Below are 20,982 nucleotides of genomic sequence, written 5' to 3'. Positions count from 1 at the left end.
TAAGTTCAATATTATTGAATTAATGAATTAGCACATACGTATAATCTGATCATGAAAATACTATTTGGAGGGTCGTAGCTGTACAATTAAAAAGTTGTAAACAGATTTCCTTTCAAGGAGTAGAAAGTTTAGTTCGAGTGTTATTTAGATAGAAGTTTATGAATGTATATTCTTTTGAAATACCAAAGCCTATCAACGAGAATCTTTTAGTGCAAGAGGATAATTTGGTACCCGCTTGCAGTAACATGCACAGGCATGAAGAAATACAAATAACATATATAGTGAAAGGCTCAGGTAAATTTTTTATTTCTCACGCGGTACATAGGTATGGTCCTGGGGATTTTTTTGTTATTGGTTCAAATTGCCCACATTCTTTTCGAAAGGCCTCAGCTAGTCTGGATAATCATAGAATATCCATATTCTTTAAGATGAATGCTTTTGGAAGTAATTTTTTCGAATTATCCCAGCTAGATCAGATTAAGTCATTCTTCGGGTTGTTGGATTGTGGTTTTAAGTTGACTGAGTATCGTCCTTCCATATCAAACTTGATGTACCAATTGCCGATGGCTGACAAGTTTTCTCGATTTCTTTTGTTCCTTGAGCTTATGAGGGAAGTTTGTAAATGCAAAAAGGAAACTTTAGGTGTGTTTATTAAAGGGTTAGGAGTTAAGAATATCGTGGATTTCAGAATGAGACGGGTTCTGGATTATACACATGTCAACTTTAATAAGGAAATTACTTTGGATATGATAGCGGATATTGCTTGTCTGAGCCCTGGAGCCTTTTGCAAGTACTTTAAGAACAGAATGAGCAGAACCTTTTTTTCTTATTTGATCGAGCTAAGAATTATGCATGCTTGCAAGCTTTTGAGGCAAGATGGAAGTTACAGTATCGCCAATGTATCGAATTTATCCGGGTTCAAGTCAATTACCAATTTTAATAGAATGTTTAAAAATTATGTTGGTATTACACCATCAAACTACATACGTCAACTGGATTTTGAATAAATAAATTGTATTGCGGTTGGTGTTATCCAAATATTAGTCAGCAGTATTTACTAGTAGCGTTTAAATAATCAATTAACCTTAAAAACCCATACCAAATTATATGAAAGACGAAAAGAGGAATTAGTACTAAGAGCAAATTCTTTGCAGCACTTGTTGAAGGTGATAATGCCTAATGGGTTTGTCATCTAAGATAGTGGTGAGGAACATTGTAATTAAAATGACTTTGTAAGACAATCAAAAACAATCAAATGAGAATTATGAACAAAACTAACAACATTATTCCTTGGCATATAAAAGGAATTTTAAGCAAAGGACTCAAGACAATTATTCCACTGACACTTCTGTTTGTTACAGGTGCGTACAGTATGGATGTCAAATCTTTTTATGAGAGTAATGTGATGGCAAGGGCGGAAGTGGTATCGCTAACAGCAAAATACATTATTGGTTCCCAGGATTTTATCGTTTCCGGCACGATTTCCGATACAAACGGTAATGTTCTTCCCGGGGCAAGTATTGTTGAAAAAGGGACTCGAAACGGTGTGCAGTCCGATTTCGACGGAAATTTTACTATAAGCTTAGCCAATCCGCAATCCATTATTGTGGTAAGTTATATTGGGTATGCCTCTAAGGAAATTAAAATTGGTGGCCAAGATCAGGTGACGATAGTAATGGAAGAAAGTGCTGCAGGCTTGGATGAAGTAGTGGTCGTAGGTTATGGAACCCAAAGAAAGTCTGATCTTACGGGTGCAATTGTTAATGTAACTGCGGAAGATTTTACCGAAGGGGCCAATTACGATGCAGTGCAATTGTTGAGCGGTGCTGCTTCCGGTGTGAATGTCAGCCAAGTAAGTTCTGCACCAGGTGCTCCACTTAAGATCCAAATTCGTGGCGCAGGGTCTATTAACAGTAGTAATGACGTATTGTTCGTAGTGGATGGTTTACCTGGGGTGGATCCATCTTCTTTGAGTCCTGGTGATATTGAATCCATTGATGTGCTTAAAGATGCATCCTCAAGTGCGATTTATGGAACTAGGGCCGCAAATGGAGTTGTGTTGATAACCACAAAGAAAGGAAAAGCAGGAAAAACATCTATTTCCTATAATACATATACAGGTTTTCAATCGTCGACCAAAAAGTTGGATGTACTTGGGGCAAGTGATTATATGGAGATGACCAATTTCAGGCAAATTAATAATGGTGGGTCCGCAGTATATTCTGATTCTGAAATAAATAGTGCTGGAAAAGGGACAAACTGGCAAGATGAATTGTTTACTAATGCTCTAGTTCAGAACCATGACCTGTCCGTGTCTGGAGGTGATGCAAAGGGAAATTACTATTTGGGACTGAACTATTTCGACCAAGACGGAATTGTAAAAACTTCTTCCAACCAAAAATATAATATAAGATTAAATATTCAGAGTAGGCCCTTTGACAATCTTTTGATTTCGGCCAATGCCAATTTTACTAGAAATGCCACAAAGTCGATCATTTTCGATAAAAATCAGGTTAATGAAGGCGCTGGACCTATCAACTCTGCAATTCAGTTTGATCCGACTTTGCCGGCTGGTATAGGGGAGGATGGTGCTTATTATAGGAACCCTTCAATAGCACTGGACAATCCGGTTGCCTTGATAAATGGGATAGATGAGCGAGAACTGGTTTCGCAATTTTATGCATCTGTAAATGCAGATTATGAACCTATAGAGAATGTTACGGCAACTTTACGTGTTGGTGCTGACGTAAGAAACGGCAGATCGGATCATTACAGGAACAGGATGACTTTAGCTGGATTGGCGAATGGAGGTATCGCCAGTGTTGGTAATTCCGAGAGTACCCATTGGCTTCTGGAGACGCTTTTGAGGTATGAGAACACTTTCAATGAAGTGCACGATGTTTCTATTATGGGCGGTGTCACCTTTGAAGAGTTCCTCAATAGGAATATGGGAGGATTTGTAACCGGTTTCCTTACAGATGTTACGGGGACCAATTCCCTTCAAAGTGGTGATGGCGATTTAGGGGATGGATTGAGCAGTGGAAAATTCAAGAACCAACTTAATGGTTTTATAGGCAGGGGAACTTATGGATTTAATAATAAGTATTTGATGACCTTGTCCTTTAGGGTTGATGGTTCTTCAAGATTTACAAAAAATAATAAGTACGCTTTTTTTCCTTCAGGTTCGTTGGGTTGGCGTATAAGTGAGGAAGCTTTCTTGAAAGAGAGCAACTTTATAAATGAATTGAAGGTCAGGGCAGGTTACGGACAATTGGGGAATCAAGGGATCAATAACTTCGAAACTAGACAAACTTTGGTCGCTGGCGGCAATTCTGTCTTCGGAGGTGCAATAGCTCAGGGAGTGGAACTGGCACGACTACCAAATCCTGATTTAAAATGGGAAACAACAACAGAGGTGAATCTAGGCCTTGATTTTGAGTTGGCTTCAAGTAAGTTGTCAGGATCTATTGATATGTACAATAGGATTACGCAGGATCAGCTTTTTATTAAACCGTTGCCATCCGTAGTAGGTTTTTCCACTGTTAGAACCAACTTTGGTGAGGTCGAAAATAAAGGAATTGACATAAATCTAAGAGCAAATTTTGCCGAGACAAATAATTTTGATTGGAGTTCGAATCTGAACTTTTCATTTTTGAAGAATGAAGTTAAAGAGTTGCCAGACTTTACAGAAGAGATCATTACAGGTTCGATAGGATACTTTATTAACCAATATAATATTATTCGGGAAGGGATTCCTTTACGCTCCTTCTATGGGTATGAGGTGAATGGAATGTTCCAGTTAGGTGATGATATAGCGAATTCTCCGACTCCTGCCGTTTCAGGATATACCTACGGTATGCCAAAGTTTGTTGATCAGAACAACGATGGTGTAATTGATACCGACGATAGGGTTGTCCTTGGAGATCCTTTTCCCGACTTTACTTTTGGTTTCAATAATTCATTTAGATATAAAAATATATCCTTGGATGTATTTTTTATGGGTGTCCAGGGTATTGAGACATTGGATGGCAATATTACGGAATCTTTATACCCTACCAACTCATATAGAAATTCTATCTCCAGATATTATAAGGAAAGATGGACTCCGGAAAATCCGACCAATTCTATTCCTTCAGGGGTTAGTCCAACCTTATACGGTGGTGGTAGGGCCATCAATTCCATGACCGTGATGGACGCGTCATATGTTAGACTAAAGAATATCACACTAGGGTACAATGTACCTCTGACTGGAAATAGCCTGTTGCAGAGCCTTAGGTTTTTTGTAGCTGCGGATAATCTGCTCACTATAACCGATTATGATGGGTATGATCCCGATTCCAGCGCGGATGGGACAAGTGTTGCTAAGACCAATTATAATAGTTACCCCTTGGCAAAAACAATCAGACTAGGATTGGATGTTAAATTTTAAATAGAAAAGAAATGAAGAAGTATTTATTTTGTTTATTAATAATATTGGGCATAACAAGTTGTGAGGATTTTCTTGAGGAGGAAGTTTTCACTGAATATGAGCCCGGGGCGTTCTTAAAGGACAAACCAGCTGTTGATGCGCTACTGACTGGAGCGTATTCCAATATGCAAATTTCGAGTTCAGGAGCATCCATGCAGTATTATTTCTTTGTTCTGAACGAATTGACTACTGACATTACTCTGGAATCCGATGGTGGATTTGAAAGACAAGTGCTGCCTTTTATGCAGTTCACATGGGATGCGTCAGATGGTATTTTTAATGGTCAATACAATAAATTTTATCGCGCTGTAGCAGCAGCCAATAATGTACTTGCCGTTTCCAGTAATTTGGAAACCATTGACGAGGAAACTTTGACACAGATTACCGCCGAGGCGAGATTTGTAAGAGGCTTTTCTTATTACATCCTTCACAATATTTTTGGACCAACTCCTATTATTGAAATACCTGTAGGGGCAAGTCTGGATGAAATTGAGAAGATCGGAAAGGAAACTCCCAGACCTAGTGAAGAAGAGTATAGGGCCTATGTCGAGGCCGATTTTCTTTTTGCCGCCAATAATCTTTCTGAAGGCGGGTTTTCAAGTAGGGCCAATAAGGGAAATTCATATGCCATGTTGACAAAATTCTATTTGAACAACAAACAATGGCAAAAAGCTGCCGATGCCGCTCAAATGGTTTTGGGCATGGGGTATGAACTGTATGATGATTATGCCAAGTTGTTCTCTGTTAATGGTGATGACAATAATGAATATATTTTGCGATTCGAGTCTTTGGTCGGAAGTAACCAGTTTAACCCCTATATGCCCTATGCATTTCCACCAAACTATCCAACTCTTCCCAACTGGAGTAATTATGGAGCCCAATTGCGAACCTTCACCGATTTTTACGAAACTTTTGAAGAACAGGATGTTAGAAGAAGTCTTTTTTTAACGGAGTATACACCTACTAATACTGGGGTCTTGACCCCATTGGTCAGAGATAGTGAAGGGAATGCCTTGAATAATGCTAGGAGCTTTAAATATGCACCGGATCCAGATGCAGTTGGAATTGAGCATGGCAATGATATTCCTTATGTTAGGTTGGCCGACATCATTTTGGCCAGAGCTGAGGCCTTAAACGAACTTAATGGTCCCAATCAGGAGAGTATCGACCTGATCAACCAAATTCGTGAAAGAGCTTCAGCATCAATTATAGACTTAGGGGATTTTCCAAGCAAAGAAAGTCTTAATGATTTTATATTGGCTGAAAGGGCGAAGGAGTTCTATACGGAAGGCCTTAGAAGGGAGGACCTGATCCGACATGGTAAGTTCATACAGCAAGCCATTGATCGTGGGATTCAGGCACAACCACACCAAGTGGTTTATCCCTTGCCACAGAGTCAATTGGACAACAATCCTAATTTAAAGCAGAATCCCGGGTATAATTGATTAGAGTGCGTTTTATGCATGGGAGGGTTGTTGTAAGCCTTTAGAATTTTTCTTTTTACATACAGATATTATCATGGCGAAGAAATCGTGTTTCATGAATTTATCAAAATCTATCTTATTGTTATTCCTTTTTGCTTCTTTAAAAGCATGCAAGAACGGAAATATTGATTTATCGGTAAACAAGGATAGGGCAAATGTGGTTTTTATCATAGTGGACGACTTGGGTTGGTCTGATTTGGGATGTTATGGGAGTTCTTTCTATGAAACTCCCAATATTGATGAGTTGGCAGAGGAAGGTGTTAGATTTACGCGTGGCTACGCTTCCTCACCTGTCTGTTCACCCACGAGGTCCAGCATTTTGACTGGTAAAAATCCCGCAAGAACTCATAACACGGCGTACTTTGGAGATTTGCAACCCAATGATATAACTGAAGGGTACACTAAACCATTAATTCCCCCCAAATACCAAGACTATTTGGGTCCTGATGAGAAAACCTTAGCTGAAGCATTAAAAGATAATGGTTATCACACTTTTTTTGCTGGCAAATGGCATTTGGGGCCCGAAGGGTTTTGGCCAGAGGATAATGGATTTGATGAGAATAAAGGCGGTTGGACAAATGGGGGACCATACGGGGGAGATAAATATTTCTCTCCCTATGGAAACCCTAATTTGAAGGATGGTCCGGATGGGGAACATTTACCGGACAGATTGGCTAACGAAACTGTTGATTTCATTAGAAAGAATAAAGACAATCCCTTTTTTGCTTACCTGTCGTTTTATTCGGTACACACCCCTTTAATGGGACGGCCAGATCTTGTAGAAAAATATAATTACAAGAAGAGTCTTCTTCTATCTAAAGATTCCATTTACGGTACGGAAGGAGCCAATAAAGTTCGTATGGTTCAAAATCACCCAGTCTATGCCTCAATGGTGGAGGCTATGGATCAAGCGGTAGGCAAGGTGTTATCAGCGCTAAAGAGATATGGATTGGATAAAAATACAGCTGTGTTCTTAACGTCGGACAATGGAGGACTCTCGACTTCAGAAGGTCTTCCTACTTCGAATAGACCTCTACGGGCAGGAAAGGGCTGGTTATATGAAGGAGGTATAAGGGTTCCTATGGTTATGAGATGGAATGAAACTATTCTTGGAAATGGGGTTTGCAAAATCCCGGTTACCACTACTGATTTCTATCCTACAATTTTGGAGATAACCCAAAGTAAACTTCTCCCGAATCAACACAAAGACGGAAAGAGTTTTTTAGAACTAGTCCAAAATAAGCGCAAAGAATCCTGGGACAGGACCATTTACTTTCATTATCCACATTATGGAAACCAAGGTGGCTCTCCTGGTTCAGCAATAATTCAAAATAATTGGAAGCTGATATTATGGTATGAAAAAGACCAAATTGAGCTTTATAATTTGGAAAATGATATAGGAGAAGAAACCAATCTTTCATTGGTATACCCTGATAAGGCGAATGACATGTTGCTTGCTTTAAGAAGTTATTTGAATGACGTTGAAGCTAGGTTTCCAATCAAGGTAAAACAGAGTAAACCTTGATCGGTTTTGGACATGTAATTTGATGATCAAAATATGCCAATTTCATTTAAATGTTATTTACGACTTATCCGACAAGCCATCCTTATAAAGAACAATTTGAAGTTTAAGTTTTGGGGAATTTAACCCGTAAATCTTGTTATAAAATAATAATAATATCTACAATAATTAACTATGGAGTTTTCCAAGAATCCTAATTTTTTCTATTTGATACGCTATGCAATTTTTAGTTTGGTATTTTGTGCGAAAGGTTTTTGCCAACAGCCCATTTCATACTATCCCATTAAACCAGTACGATTTACAAAAGTAAAGGTAACGGACAGCTTTTGGAAGGAGAAAATTGGCACTAATAGGGAAGTTACTATACCAATAGCTTTTCAGCGCAGTGAGGAAAGCGGCCGAATCAAAAATTTTACTGTTGCTGCAGGACTTGAGTCCGGTACATTTAATACTAGTCGTGGATATGATGACTCTGATGTGTACAAGGTCATGGAAGGAGCCGCATATTCCTTAAGTCAGGAGCCGAATTCCAATCTTGAAGAATACCTGGATAGTTTGATCACCTTAGTGGGCAAAGCACAGGAAGATGACGGTTATCTCTATACCGTGAAAACGATTTTAGGTATATCCAATGCTCATCGCGACGCGAAATATCCTAAATGGGAAAGAGTGGAATATGATTCCCATGAACTTTATAATGCTGGTCACATGTATGAGGCCGCAGTAGCTCATTATTACGCCACAGGTAGCAAGAAGTTTCTTGATATAGCGGTGAAGAACGCAGATTTGATCAATCGCGAGTTTGGATGGGGTAAGCGTGAAATGGTACCGGGACATCAAGAAATAGAGATAGGCCTAACTAAACTTTATGAGGCCACCGGTCAAAAAAAGTACCTGGATCTGGCTAAATTCTTTTTGGACAAAAGAGGTGAAAACTCACATAAATCTACCTATAACCAGTCACATAAAAAGGTGACCCAACAGGAAAAGGCCCTGGGGCATTCCGTACGCGCTGCTTATATGTATACAGCAATGGCCGATATGGCGGCTTTGACCCAGGATGTTGACTATGTTAAAGCCATGGACAGACTATGGCATGACATTGTCGATACGAAGTTATACATTATAGGAGGGATTGGATCTGCAAGTGGGCATGAGGGTTTTGGAGACGAATACGAGCTTCCTAATTTAAGTGCCTATAATGAAACATGCGCAGCTATTGCCAATGTGTTTTGGAACTATCGGTTGTTTCTAACTCACGGAAATGCCAAGTATGTGGATGTTTTAGAGCGCTCTATGTACAATAATGTTCTTTCTGGGGTTTCACTTGAAGGGGACAAGTTTTTCTATCCAAATCGTTTGGAATCGAGAGGTCATATAGCTCGTAGTGAATGGTTTGAGACATCTTGTTGTCCTTCCAACTTAGCGCGCTTTATACCGGATATTCCAGGATACATTTATGCCCAGGATGACAATTCCATTTATGTGAACCTTTTTATCTCAAGTGAGACCGATTTAACAATAAAGGGTCAAACCATAGGAATTAAGCAAACCAGCCAGTTGCCATGGTCAGGAAATGTCGATATTTCCTTGGAGACGACTTCCTCCATCGAATTGCCGCTGCGAATTAGAATTCCTGGGTGGGCAACAGAAAAACCAGTTCCATCAGACCTCTATACATTTGGAAAACCATTGACCGATAAAACAAAAATATTCATAAATGAGGAAGAATTTCAGTATGATTTGGATAATGGATATGCAGTAATAAACCATACCTGGAACCCTGGTGACAAAATTAGAGTGGAATTTCCTTTTACTGTACGCACTGTTATTTCACATAATAGAATCGAGGAGAATAGGGGGAAATTTGCCTTGCAATTAGGACCTATGGTCTATTGCATAGAAGGTTGGGATTTGCCGAATGGCCATTCGAACCATATTATTATTGACAAAAATCAGGAATTCAAGTTTTCTTTTGAAAAGGATCTTTTGAAAGGGGTAATGACCGTCAAAGGAGAAGCGGATCACCTTTACATAACGGACTCAGGTGACACAAAAAGAGAATCGATCAATTTTAAGGCCATTCCATATTATGCATGGGCCAATAGGGGACCGGCGGAGATGGAGGTCTGGATACCCTATAGTGCACATTTTGTTACGCCTTTAGCATACCCTAAAAAATCTCATTTGGCAGTATTAAGTACTTCTAAAACAGAAGGTTTGCGCAATTTAAACTCAGTTAACGATTCATATATACCGGACAAGTCAAGTAATGATAAAGTGACTGCATTTGATTTTTGGCCTATGAAAAATTCTACGGAATGGATTGTCATGGATTTTGACGAACCTCAAACTATCTCTAACGCGACGGTTTTTTGGAAGAATGGTGATGAAGGTAGAATTATATTGCCAAAATCTTGGAAACTTTATTATTGGGCCGAGGATACATGGAAAGCTGTGGGTCTAAGAAAATATACCATCGAAGAGGATGGACAACCTAGCACTATTGCCTTTAAGGAAGTAACATCCATGGCCTTTAAATTGGAAATCGAGATGGCCGATAAGCCAGCAGGACTATACGAATTTGAATTGAATTAAATAAATATGAAGAATAATTTTACCTATAGAATTGTTACCGGCTTAATACTTTCACTCTTTAGTTTGGGGGTATCGGATATAAATGCACAAAAGACAAGGAACAGCAATTACATTACAAATCAAGAACCGTTGTTACCGCAGCCCTATGTACCCTTGCCATTAGGGGATATCAAAGCGAAAGGTTGGCTTTTGAATATGTTGCAAACTCAGCGAGACGGATTAACTGGACGACTCGATCAAATGTATGAGCTAGTTCTGGGTTCGAATAACGCCTGGCTGGGAGGTACTGGGGATAGTTGGGAACGTGGTCCCTATTGGTTGGACGGCCTTACACCCTTGGCATATCTATTGGATGACGATGTATTAAAGGATAAGGTTAAGAGATGGATAGACTGGAGTATTGAAAATCAAAGGGCTGATGGTTATTTTGGTCCTAAGCCGTTCGAGGAAGGGACTATTATAATTGAAGGCACACAACAGAAAATGAGTGAGGATTGGTGGCCCAAAATGGTGATGTTGAAAGTATTCCAGCAATACTATTTGGCCACTTTAGATCAACGGGTGATCGTATTATTGGATAAGTATTTTAGATATCAATTAAAAGAGTTGCCAAATAAGTCTTTGGATGCCTACACTTATTGGGCAGGTCGTAGAGGCGGTGATAATTTGCAAATTGTATATTGGCTATATAATATCATAAAGGAGCCATATTTGCTTGAGTTAGGGCAATTGATTCACGATCAAACATATAATTGGACCTCAGTTCTATCGGGTGATGAAATATTACAGGCGAATCCGTATTCAAATTTGCATTGCGTCAATGTAGCTCAAGGTCTAAAGGAACCGGTAATTTATTTTCAACAGAATCCTGATTCTTTATATTTAAATGCCCCCCTTAAAGGTCTAAACTCCTTAAAATCGGTCCATGGATTTGCAAATGGTATGTTTGGTGGGGACGAAGCACTTCATGGCAATGATCCCACTCAAGGTTCCGAATTCTGTTCCGCAGTTGAAATCATGTTTTCTTTTGAAAGTATGTTACCCATTACCGGTAATATCTATTACGCCGATTATTTGGAGAAAATTGCATTCAACGTATTACCTACTCAACACGATGATGCGTTTATGAACAAACAATACTTTCAACAGCCCAATCAAATTAAAATTACCAATGAGTATCGAAACTTCAATTGTGATTACGGCGGAAGTGGTACACTCTTTGGCAAATTGACAGGTTATCCATGTTGTGTTACCAATATGCATCAAGGCTGGCCTAAATTCACCCAAAATTTATTCTATGGGACAGCTGACAATGGTATAGCAGCACTTGTGTATGCCCCTTCTTCGGCAACTATTTTGGTGAACAAGGGAGTAAAAGTTGGGGTAGAAGAAGTGACCAACTATCCGTTTGATGATAATGTTAAGTTTATTCTTAATCCTGAAAAGAAGGCGAGGTTCAATTTTCATTTAAGGGTGCCTGAATGGTGCGCGGATCCATCTGTTTATATTAATGGTAAAAAACAGGATTTGACAATTTATCAAGGGATAATAAAATTGGAAAGGCAATGGGACAAGGGTGATGAAATTTCACTTCACCTACCAATGAACGTTATAACTTCGCATTGGTTCGAAAGATCAGTGGCAATTGAAAGAGGTCCATTGTTGTATGCCTTAAAAATTGAAGAGGATTGGCAAGAAAAGAGGGATGATCAGTGGATAAATGGCTATTATGAAGTTTTGCCCAAATCCCCTTGGAACTATGGGATTTCAAAAAAAACAATAGTTGGTAACGATTTTAAAATCGATAGTCGTGAGATTTCTAGTATGCCCTGGAATTTGCAGAATGCCCCTCTGTCAATTTTTACCAAAGGCAAAGTAATTCCGTTTTGGAAAGAATATAATGGGAACCATGGGAAATTACCGGAATCACCATGGCCGAATAGAAATTTGGAAACGGAGGAAGAGGTGATTGAATTAATACCGTATGGTTGTACTACCCTGAGAATTTCCCAATTTCCCGTAATTGACGTCCATGAAACTCCATAATACTTAATGGTTTGTTAAAATGATTGGCACTAACCAATTGCTCGTATCTACCTTTTCAAACTTCAACTAGAATTTAACTTAAACGGGTTGTTGTTGAAGAATGAAGATATATTGAAAGTTAAGTTTGTTCAAATATTAAATGATGGTTGCAGAAGTTTTTAGAAATAAAGCAAATTGGCTTAATAGGTACAAATGCCTACTGTTCATTTTGTTTACTTACAGCTGTCATTGGTCGGAAAAAAACGAAAAATCGGTTTTGTTGGACATGGACTGGTCCAACTCTAGTTGGATTGGAGCGGAGATGGACACAATATTATCCGATTCCCTTAGATACCAGAATGAAATGGGCCCCATTTTCAGGAGGGACTTAGAGGTCGCCAGCCATTTGGTATCAGCAAGATTATATATTAGCTCGGCTGGATATTATCATGCAACCATAAATGGCGAAAAAATTGGTAAAAATTATCTTGATCCAGCTTGGTCTGATTTTAGTAAACGTATTTATTACTCTGATTATGATATTTCCAAAAATCTTAAAGTGGGTAAAAATTGTATTGGTGTCGCTTTGGGCAATGGATTTTATAATTCACTACCCATGAAAATGTGGGGACACCTTAATTTGAGGGATGTACTTCCTACTGGTGAGCCGGTTTTTATAGCTAAAGTGATCTTAAAATATAGGAATGGCTTGGTTGAAGAGATAGTTACGGATAGTAGTTGGAAATATTACAATGGCCCCACTGTTAGAAATAATGTTTATTTAGGCGAAGTCTATGATGCCAGAAGGGAGGTTAAAGGATGGGATACTGGGTATTTTAATGACAACCAATGGAACAACGCTAAAATAAGTCAAGGCCCAGGTGGTAAATTACAAAAAACATTTTTTCCATCTATTCAAATAACAAGAACAATATCACCAATAAGCATAAATCCATCTTCGAACAACAAATTTGTAATTGATATGGGGGAAAACTTTACTGGTACTTATAGAATTAACTTGAGAGGTAAGGTCAATGATACGATAACTCTACGCTTTGGTGAAAGAATCTATGATAACGGAGAATTAAATCCAATGACAACCGTTGCAGGACAAATTAAGGAAAAAGGAAAAGGTGGACCAGGCGCCCCTAGCATTGCTTGGCAGTCGGATAGCTATATTTTTGGAAGTGATTCGGACGTATGGTTCAGTCCCAAATTTACTTTTCATACCTACAGGTACATTGAGCTATCTGGACTAACATATTGTCCGATCAAGCAGGAGGTCCAAGGACTTGCCTTTAACACCAACGTTATAGAAAATGGTACATTTAGTTGTAGTTCAGAATTGATAAATTCCATTCAGGTTGCCTCCACAAGAACTTTTTTATCAAATCTTATTGGAGTGCAGTCTGATTGTCCCGCTCGTGAGAAATTTGGATACGGCGGGGATATAAATGCAACCAGTGAGGCATTTATCTATAATTTTGATATGAAAGATTTTTATAAGAAAACGGTATATGACTGGAAAGATGCCATCAGGGATTCCGTTTTCATAGATACAGCCCCATATGTTGGTTTAGAATATTGCGGACTAAGTTGGGAATCAGCTTTTTTGATTACTCAATACAACCTATACTTATATTATAATGATACCTCCTTAGTGGAAGAAATGTATTGTACGGATTTGGATTGGATGGACAAAGTTTCAAGATTAAATCCGAACGGAGTAGTGACCTCAGGGCTTGCCGATCACGAAGCAATTGTTTCGTCATCTGTAGAGCTCATTGGGACAAGCCACTATTTAAAATGTGCCCGCATTATGAAGGAGTTTGCAGAACACATGAGGGACGTCGCGAATGTAATACACTTTGGGAAGCTTGTGGATAAATTGGAGAAGATTTTATTAAATCAGTTTTGGAAAAATAAACCAGAAACAAACATTAACAGACAAACGGTGTATGCCACCTTGTTGTATTATGACGTTATTCCCGAAAATGAAATTGAAAATGCATCTAAATTGTTATTGGAATCTTTATCAACCCGTTTTTCTGGGCATTTCACAACTGGTATTTTTGGGACCAAGTATATTTTGGAAGCACTTTCAAAATCGGGCAATGTAAATAGGGTTTACGAAATTGTAAATAGTAAAATATATCCTGGCTGGGGGTATATGATAGACCAAGGGGCAACTACCCTATGGGAGACTTGGAAGGAAAGTGACGATACCTATTCTAATTGTCACCCTATGTTCGGCTCTGTCTCAGAATGGTTTTACCGATGGTTGGGTGGAATAAGGCCTGACAAAAATTCACCAGGGTTCGAACATTTTATAATAAATCCTTCGATTCCAGATGGTTTGGATTATGTCAATACTTGTTATATGTCACCTTATGGTAAAATTATATCAAATTGGAAAAAATTGAATAATGGCCAAATCAAGTATGATTTGGAAATACCGATAGGCAGTTCTGCAAATTTAATTTTGCGAAATGACAAAGCACAAACTTATCGAATCGTAAAAAATAGAGACCACGACTATAGTAGTAGATTTATTAACGGGGCTAGTGGTGTTGACTTGAGGTTAACGGAAGGCAGATACATTATTATCCAGTCTTCTGTTCCTGATAATTAAACTATTAATGTCTTTAGAAAAACAATCTTAATTAAGTTTTAATCAATATATCCTATAGGTAACTTTGGAATTAAATGTCGTTATGAACAAGAAAATTTATTTTATCGCAACTTTTATGTTTTTACAAGTACATTTTGTTAAATGTCAAAATAACGATGACATGAGGGGGAACGGAATTGTTTCCGACAGTAATTTGTACAAAATTGAAGGTCATTTTCTGGTGGGTACTGTAACAGTACCGATAAGTGATGGGGTAGAGTCATCCTTTACACTCCATGTACAAAGACATGTGAAAGATGACCAAAATTGGACGGAGGAAGAACTTGTATTGCCCGATGGTAGAACTCCCCCTGAAGTATACCGAGACGTTAAGGTCAGGTGGCAAATGTTTTATCAAGATATGGTCAACAAAGGCATGCCTATGTCTGAAGTTCAACAAATTTTGCTAGGAATAACGGGCAGCTCCGAGTCCGCTGGAGTTTGGATTCTTACTGGACTAAATGCCGCTGGCTATAACGGACATTCGAAAAGTATCAGTTTGGGCCCTAACAGCGAATGGTTTACTATAGCACATGAAAGTATGCATGGTTGGCAGTGGGGGGCCACGGAAAGTCCAGTGAATCACAAAGATGCCATACTCTTACAAGATATTTTTACAAAATGGGCCAATTATGTGTATCACACGCGAACCTCGGATCCGGATAAGCTATATGGGTACAGCGAAGGTAAGTTTTGGATTTTGGATTATTTGAACTATGGCTTGCAAAATGATGCGGAGTGGCTTGCAAATACCTTTGCGGGATGGCTGTATGGACCAGATAAAGTAGTTGGGCAGAATTGGTTGGCCATGAATAAAAGTGCTCCTGAATTTGTGAATTTCTTTAATGGTTTATGGAAAGATGGTCTATCGGTTGAAGAAAGTCATAAGCGAGCGTTTGGAATTAATGAAATTAAACATCCTGAGTATCTTCCTCCGGATGGAGTACCCTCGGTTGAAGGCTTTAGCAAAGAGGATGCTGTGGCAATTTGGAGTGTTTGTACCAATTCTCCGGATAAGGAAAACTATATTCCTCATTTTAATAGTATTATTAAACGGGTTGCACCTGATTTACCTGGTTCTCCAGCCGATCATTATTCTTTAGGATATGGTGATGCTAATCATGATGGGACAATTGATTGGATAGCTTCCTATACAGGTCCGGGCCCTGTTGGTTTAGGAAATGGGAAATACTTATGGAACAAAGATAATAAGGTGGGTACCTACACATTTATTGTGAGTGGTAAGAGAGGTGACACGTATGCCGAATACATACAAGACCCCTTTTTAACTCTACCTTCTATGGGTAATGGTGCTTTGGCCCAACCTATGTTTCGTGAGTGGCAGGGCAAATATGGAAGCTGTAACGGCGCAAGTTTGTTTAAATATAGGACCCAAGAATGGATAGACGAATATTTACAGGATATTGAATTCCGATTATAGCAATTTTGGGATTCTGGGTATTTTGGATTGGCCCCTAACTATAATTGTTTATTCTTGTCCATGTCAATTGTTAGTTAGTATGTTATTTGTGTTTAAGTGACAACAAAATATTATTAAAGACGATAATAGTTTTCGCACCTTTTTTGCTTGAGAATAAGCTTCCATACAAAAAGAGTGGAAAAATACTCAAATTCCTTATGGAAGTTTACTTGGGAACAGTGTGATTTTTTAGAGTGTTTAAAACTTTTGAAGCCATTAAATTATGAATCATTCCGTAAAGAATTTTAAATACGTTAATTATCTCTGGGAAGAGAGCAAGGCGGAGGCGCTGGGCGACGATCAGGTAGAACTGTTTCTTTATAGGTCCAATATTTTAGGGGCTGATCTTCGAATTACCAATTATGGTGGGGGCAATACCAGTTGTAAGACCGTTGAAAAGGATCCTTTGACCAATGAAGAGGTAGAGGTAATGTGGATCAAGGGTTCCGGTGGGGATATAGGCACTTTGAGCAAGGCCGGTATCGCCGGATTGTATACCGAACGGTTGAGAAACTTGAAAAACGTATATGGAGGTCTTGCGGATGAGGACCGAATGGTAGGTCTTTTTGACCATTGTATCTACGATCTGGAAAGCAAGGCCCCGTCCATAGATACACCCTTGCACGGTCTACTTCCCTTTAAGCATATAGACCATTTGCATCCGGATGCCTTGATAGCGGTAGCCGCGGCGAAGGATAGTGAAAAGGTGACCAGGGAAATTTGGGGAGATACCATGGGCTGGGTACCTTGGCAAAGGCCAGGTTTTGATCTAGGCCTGCAATTGGAAAAATGTTTGGAGGACAATCCCGGTATAAGGGGGATCGTTTTGGGGAGCCACGGACTTTTCACCTGGGGGGACACCTCTTATGAGTGCTATATGAACAGCTTGGAGGTCATAGAAATGGCTTCAGAGTATATCGCCAAAAAGATTACGGAAAAGGGCAGTGTATTTGGAGGGCAAAAAGTTAAAAGCCTGCCCCAAGAGGAACGCGCTGAAAAGGCTTCCCAAATAATGCCATTGCTAAGGGGACTTTGTTCTTCCGAAAATAGAATGATAGGGCATTTTTCGGATAGTGATGTGGTCTTGGAGTATATCAATAGCAATGACTTGGAGCGCTTGGCGCCAATGGGCACATCCTGTCCGGACCACTTTCTAAGGACGAAGATACAGCCTTTGGTATTGGATCTGGATCCGAAGGAGGATCTTGGTGATGCCAAAGCCGTATTGAAAAAACTGGAACCGGCCTTTGAGGCCTACAGGCAAGGCTACAAAGATTACTATGAGACCTGTAAAAGGGACAATAGCCCGGCCATGCGCGACCCTAATCCGGTGATCATCATATATCCGGGCATTGGGATGTTCAGTTTTGCAAAGAACAAGCAGACCACTAGGGTGGCAAGTGAATTTTACATCAATGCCATCAATGTAATGAGGGGCGCCGAAGCCATTACCGAGTATACCTCTTTACCCAGGCAGGAAGCTTTTGATATTGAATATTGGTTGCTGGAAGAGGCCAAGTTGAGGCGCATGCCCAAAGAACAGCCCCTGTCCAGAAAAGTAGCGGTAGTTACCGGAGCAGGAGGAGGTATAGGCAAGGCCATTGCGGATAAACTGGCCAGTGAAGGAGCCAATGTGGTATTGACCGATATAGCCGAAGATCGATTGGAGGAGGCTGTAGGCACCTATAAGTCGGATACTGCCAGTTATGCGGTTTGCGATGTTACCAAAAGTGAATCTATTGCGGGGGCTTATAAGAAAGCGTGTTTGGAGTTTGGCGGTGTGGATATTGTAGTGCATAGTGCGGGACTTGCCATTTCCAAGCCATTGGATGAGACCACCGAAAAGGATTGGGATATTTTGCAGAATGTTTTGGTGAAAGGGCAGTTTGAACTTGCCAAACAGGCAGTTGCGATAATGCGCAAGCAAGGATTGGGAGGAGATTTTATAAGTATAGCCAGTAAGAACGGGCTGGTTTCAGGCCCGAACAATGTGGGCTATGGTACCGCCAAGGCGGCACAACAGCATATGGCCCGTTTATTGGCGGCCGAATTGGGCGGAGACAAGATCCGTGTGAACACGGTAAACCCGGACGGGGTTATAGTGGGCAGTAAGATTTGGGAAGGCGATTGGGCCGAAGGAAGGGCCAAGGCCTACGGCATTACCGTGGACGAACTGCCCGCACATTACGCCAAAAGAAATTTGTTGAACGAGATTATTTATCCAGAGGATATAGCCAACGGTGTTTTTGCCTGTGTTGCCATCCTGGATAAGACCACGGGCAATATAATAAATGTGGATGGCGGTATGGCCAATGCATTCGTAAGATAATTAGTGAGTTGATTGCGTTGTCGAATTAGTAGTTGGGCCTGTCAGTGTCCAATTTCTGGCAGGTCTATTACTAATCGAGCTATTTTGATGGAAATTATTTTAAGTCTTTCCTAAGCAAATATTTTAGGAAAATAATAAGAGTTATGAAAAAAGGGATTTTGGGAAGCATACTGTGCTTTTTGTTTTTTATTGGGAATGGTCTGGCACAGACTGGATCTACTTTACAGTTACATGATATATACAGGAATAGTATTTTCGGCCAAAAGGGGTTTGGTCCAGTGCGCTGGATGAAGGACAACAAAGGATACTCTACCCTAGAGACCAATAAAGAGATAGGGGGCAGGGATATTGTTAAATATGATGCAAAAAGTGGGGCAAGGTTGGTTTTGGTTTCCGCAGCGCAATTAATACCCCAGGACAAAAAAGTGCCTATTACCATTTCGGATTACCAATGGTCTCTTGATAATAACAAAATTCTCCTTTTTACCAATACGCGCAAGGTGTGGAGGTATCACACACGTGGCGATTATTGGGTGTTGGATCTAAAGTCTAATAAATTGGCAAGGTTAGGGCGTTCATTACCTTCGGCGACCTTAATGTTTGCGAAATTTTCTCCGGATGCTTCCAAAGTAGCTTATGTAAGTGAATTGAATATATATTCGGAAAATCTGGAAGATCATAAAATAGATCAGCTTACCAAGGATGGGGGGGATAATATAGTAAATGGCACATTCGATTGGGTATATGAAGAGGAATTAAATTGTAGGGACGGCTTTAGGTGGAGCCCGGATGGTAAACATATAGCCTATTGGCAATCGGACACCAAGGATGTGGGTACTTTTTATATGATAAACAATGTGGATTCCATTTACTCTAAACCAATCCCTATGCCTTACCCAAAGGTAGGGACGGAACTTTCAACAGTAAAGGTCGGGGTGGTATCTTTGGAAAACGGTACTTCCAAATGGTTCAAGGTTCCAGGTGATCCAAAGAACAATTATTTGGCGCGTATGGATTTTATACCCAATTCCAATGAGGTAATGATCCAGCAATTAAATCGAAGGCAAAACACCAATAAGGTCTATATTGGGAATATTCAGACCACGGATCTTGTTAATATCCTAACGGAAAAAGATGATGCCTTTTTGGATATTCATGACGACGTAAGATGGTTGGAAAATGAAAAGTACTTTACTTGGTCCAGTGAAAGGGATGGGTGGTTGCACCTTTATAAGGTATCTCGGGATGGCAGTGTGGTACAGCCTATCACTAAAGGCAATTTTGACGTGGTAGAGATCAACTGCATAGATCCAAAGGGTGGCTATGTATATTATATTGCTTCCCCGGATGATTACACCCAAAGATATTTGTACAGGAGCCGTATAGATGGACAAGGGGAGGCCGAAAGAATAACCCCGAGCTCCAATTCAGGCCAGAGCTCCTATCAAATATCCAATGATGCCAAATGGGGGATCCATGTATTCCAGAATGCGGTTACCCCTCCTAAATATTCCTTAATAAGTCTTCCCAATCACAAACAAAGAAGAATTTTGGAGGATAATAAGGAGTTAAAGGCCAAATATGGGGCCTTGAAATTGAATCCAAAAGAGTTTGTAAAGGTAGATATCGGTGATGATGTTTTGGATGCCTGGATGATTAAACCAAAGGATTTTGATCCGACCAAAAAATATCCGTTATTGTTCTATGTTTATGGTGAACCAGCAGGTGCTACCGTTCAGGACAATTGGGGTGGCGGCAGTCTTTGGGATCAGTATATGGCCCAACAGGGTTACATTGTAATGAGTGTGGACAATCGCGGAACCAAGACACCTAGAGGCAATAAATGGCGCAAATCCATTTATGGGCAAATAGGTATTCTAGCTTCACAGGACCAGAGCAAGGCCGCTAAAAAAATATTGGAAACCTATAATTTTTTGGATCCATCCAGAGTAGGGATTTGGGGATGGAGTGGCGGTGGCCAAATGACACTGAATTGTATGTTTAGGTATCCAGAGATCTATTCTTCGGGATTGGCAGTTTCCTTCGTGTCAGACCAAAGACTTTATGATGCTACCTATCAGGAAAGATATATGGGGCTGTTGGAAGATAATGCCAAAGGCTATCACGATGGATCTCCAATTAATTTCGCGCAGCACTTAGAAGGGAACTTAATGCTTATTCACGGTACCGCTGACGATAACGTACATTATCAGAGTTTTGAGATGTTGGTCAACAAACTGATAGAACATAATAAGATGTTTAATATGATGTCCTATCCAATGAGGGCGCATTCAATATATGAAAGGGAAAATACCTCTTATCATCTTAGGCAAACTATGGAAGGTTTTTGGAAAAAGAACCTACCTGCCGGGGGTAAATAACCTCAGGGGTTCATTTTAAATTAT

Annotated in this window: 10 protein-coding genes; all 10 read left to right on the top strand. The window is 39.8% G+C overall.

All coding sequences use genetic code 11. The annotated features are described in order from the left end of the window. Window positions 1-158: 158 nt before the first annotated feature. Window positions 159-1,007, top strand: coding sequence for an AraC family transcriptional regulator (locus QSE00_RS10735; protein ID WP_286105946.1), 849 nt, complete (start codon window positions 159-161; stop codon window positions 1,005-1,007). A 257-nt stretch (window positions 1,008-1,264) separates the two neighbouring features. Then, on the top strand, window positions 1,265-4,429 hold the full coding sequence (locus QSE00_RS10730) for a SusC/RagA family TonB-linked outer membrane protein (protein ID WP_286105945.1): 3,165 nt from the start codon (window positions 1,265-1,267) through the stop codon (window positions 4,427-4,429). An 11-nt stretch (window positions 4,430-4,440) separates the two neighbouring features. Then, window positions 4,441-5,913, top strand: a complete 1,473-nt coding sequence (locus tag QSE00_RS10725) for a RagB/SusD family nutrient uptake outer membrane protein (RefSeq protein WP_286105944.1) — start codon at window positions 4,441-4,443, stop codon at window positions 5,911-5,913. 94 nt (window positions 5,914-6,007) lie between these two features. Next, window positions 6,008-7,477, top strand: a complete 1,470-nt coding sequence (locus QSE00_RS10720; RefSeq protein ID WP_286105943.1) for a sulfatase — start codon at window positions 6,008-6,010, stop codon at window positions 7,475-7,477. A 171-nt stretch (window positions 7,478-7,648) separates the two neighbouring features. Continuing rightward, window positions 7,649-10,072 carry a glycoside hydrolase family 127 protein gene (locus QSE00_RS10715; RefSeq protein ID WP_286105942.1) on the top strand — a complete coding sequence of 808 codons (2,424 nt, stop codon included), beginning with the start codon at window positions 7,649-7,651 and terminating at the stop codon, window positions 10,070-10,072. Window positions 10,073-10,078: 6 nt separating this feature from the next. Further along, complete coding sequence (locus tag QSE00_RS10710; protein ID WP_286105941.1) at window positions 10,079-12,118, top strand: beta-L-arabinofuranosidase domain-containing protein; 2,040 nt, start codon at window positions 10,079-10,081, stop codon at window positions 12,116-12,118. A gap of 139 nt (window positions 12,119-12,257) precedes the next feature. Beyond that, window positions 12,258-14,729, top strand: a complete 2,472-nt coding sequence (locus QSE00_RS10705) for a family 78 glycoside hydrolase catalytic domain (RefSeq protein WP_286105940.1) — start codon at window positions 12,258-12,260, stop codon at window positions 14,727-14,729. Between the two features lie 82 nt (window positions 14,730-14,811). Continuing rightward, window positions 14,812-16,209, top strand: coding sequence for a hypothetical protein (locus tag QSE00_RS10700; RefSeq protein ID WP_286105939.1), 1,398 nt, complete (start codon window positions 14,812-14,814; stop codon window positions 16,207-16,209). Between the two features lie 262 nt (window positions 16,210-16,471). Then, window positions 16,472-18,577: a bifunctional aldolase/short-chain dehydrogenase gene (locus QSE00_RS10695; RefSeq protein ID WP_286105938.1), complete on the top strand. Its 2,106-nt coding sequence runs from the start codon at window positions 16,472-16,474 to the stop codon at window positions 18,575-18,577. Between the two features lie 143 nt (window positions 18,578-18,720). After that, a complete protein-coding gene (locus QSE00_RS10690; protein WP_286105937.1) occupies window positions 18,721-20,958 on the top strand; it encodes a S9 family peptidase in 2,238 nt (745 codons plus the stop codon). The last annotated feature ends 24 nt before the right edge of the window (window positions 20,959-20,982 follow it).

Source organism: Arenibacter flavimaris, assembly GCF_030291335.1.
In the GTDB taxonomy this organism is placed as follows: domain Bacteria; phylum Bacteroidota; class Bacteroidia; order Flavobacteriales; family Flavobacteriaceae; genus Arenibacter.
The sequence above is the reverse complement of the archived record's forward strand: the minus strand, read 5'-3'. Positions and strand labels throughout refer to the sequence as shown.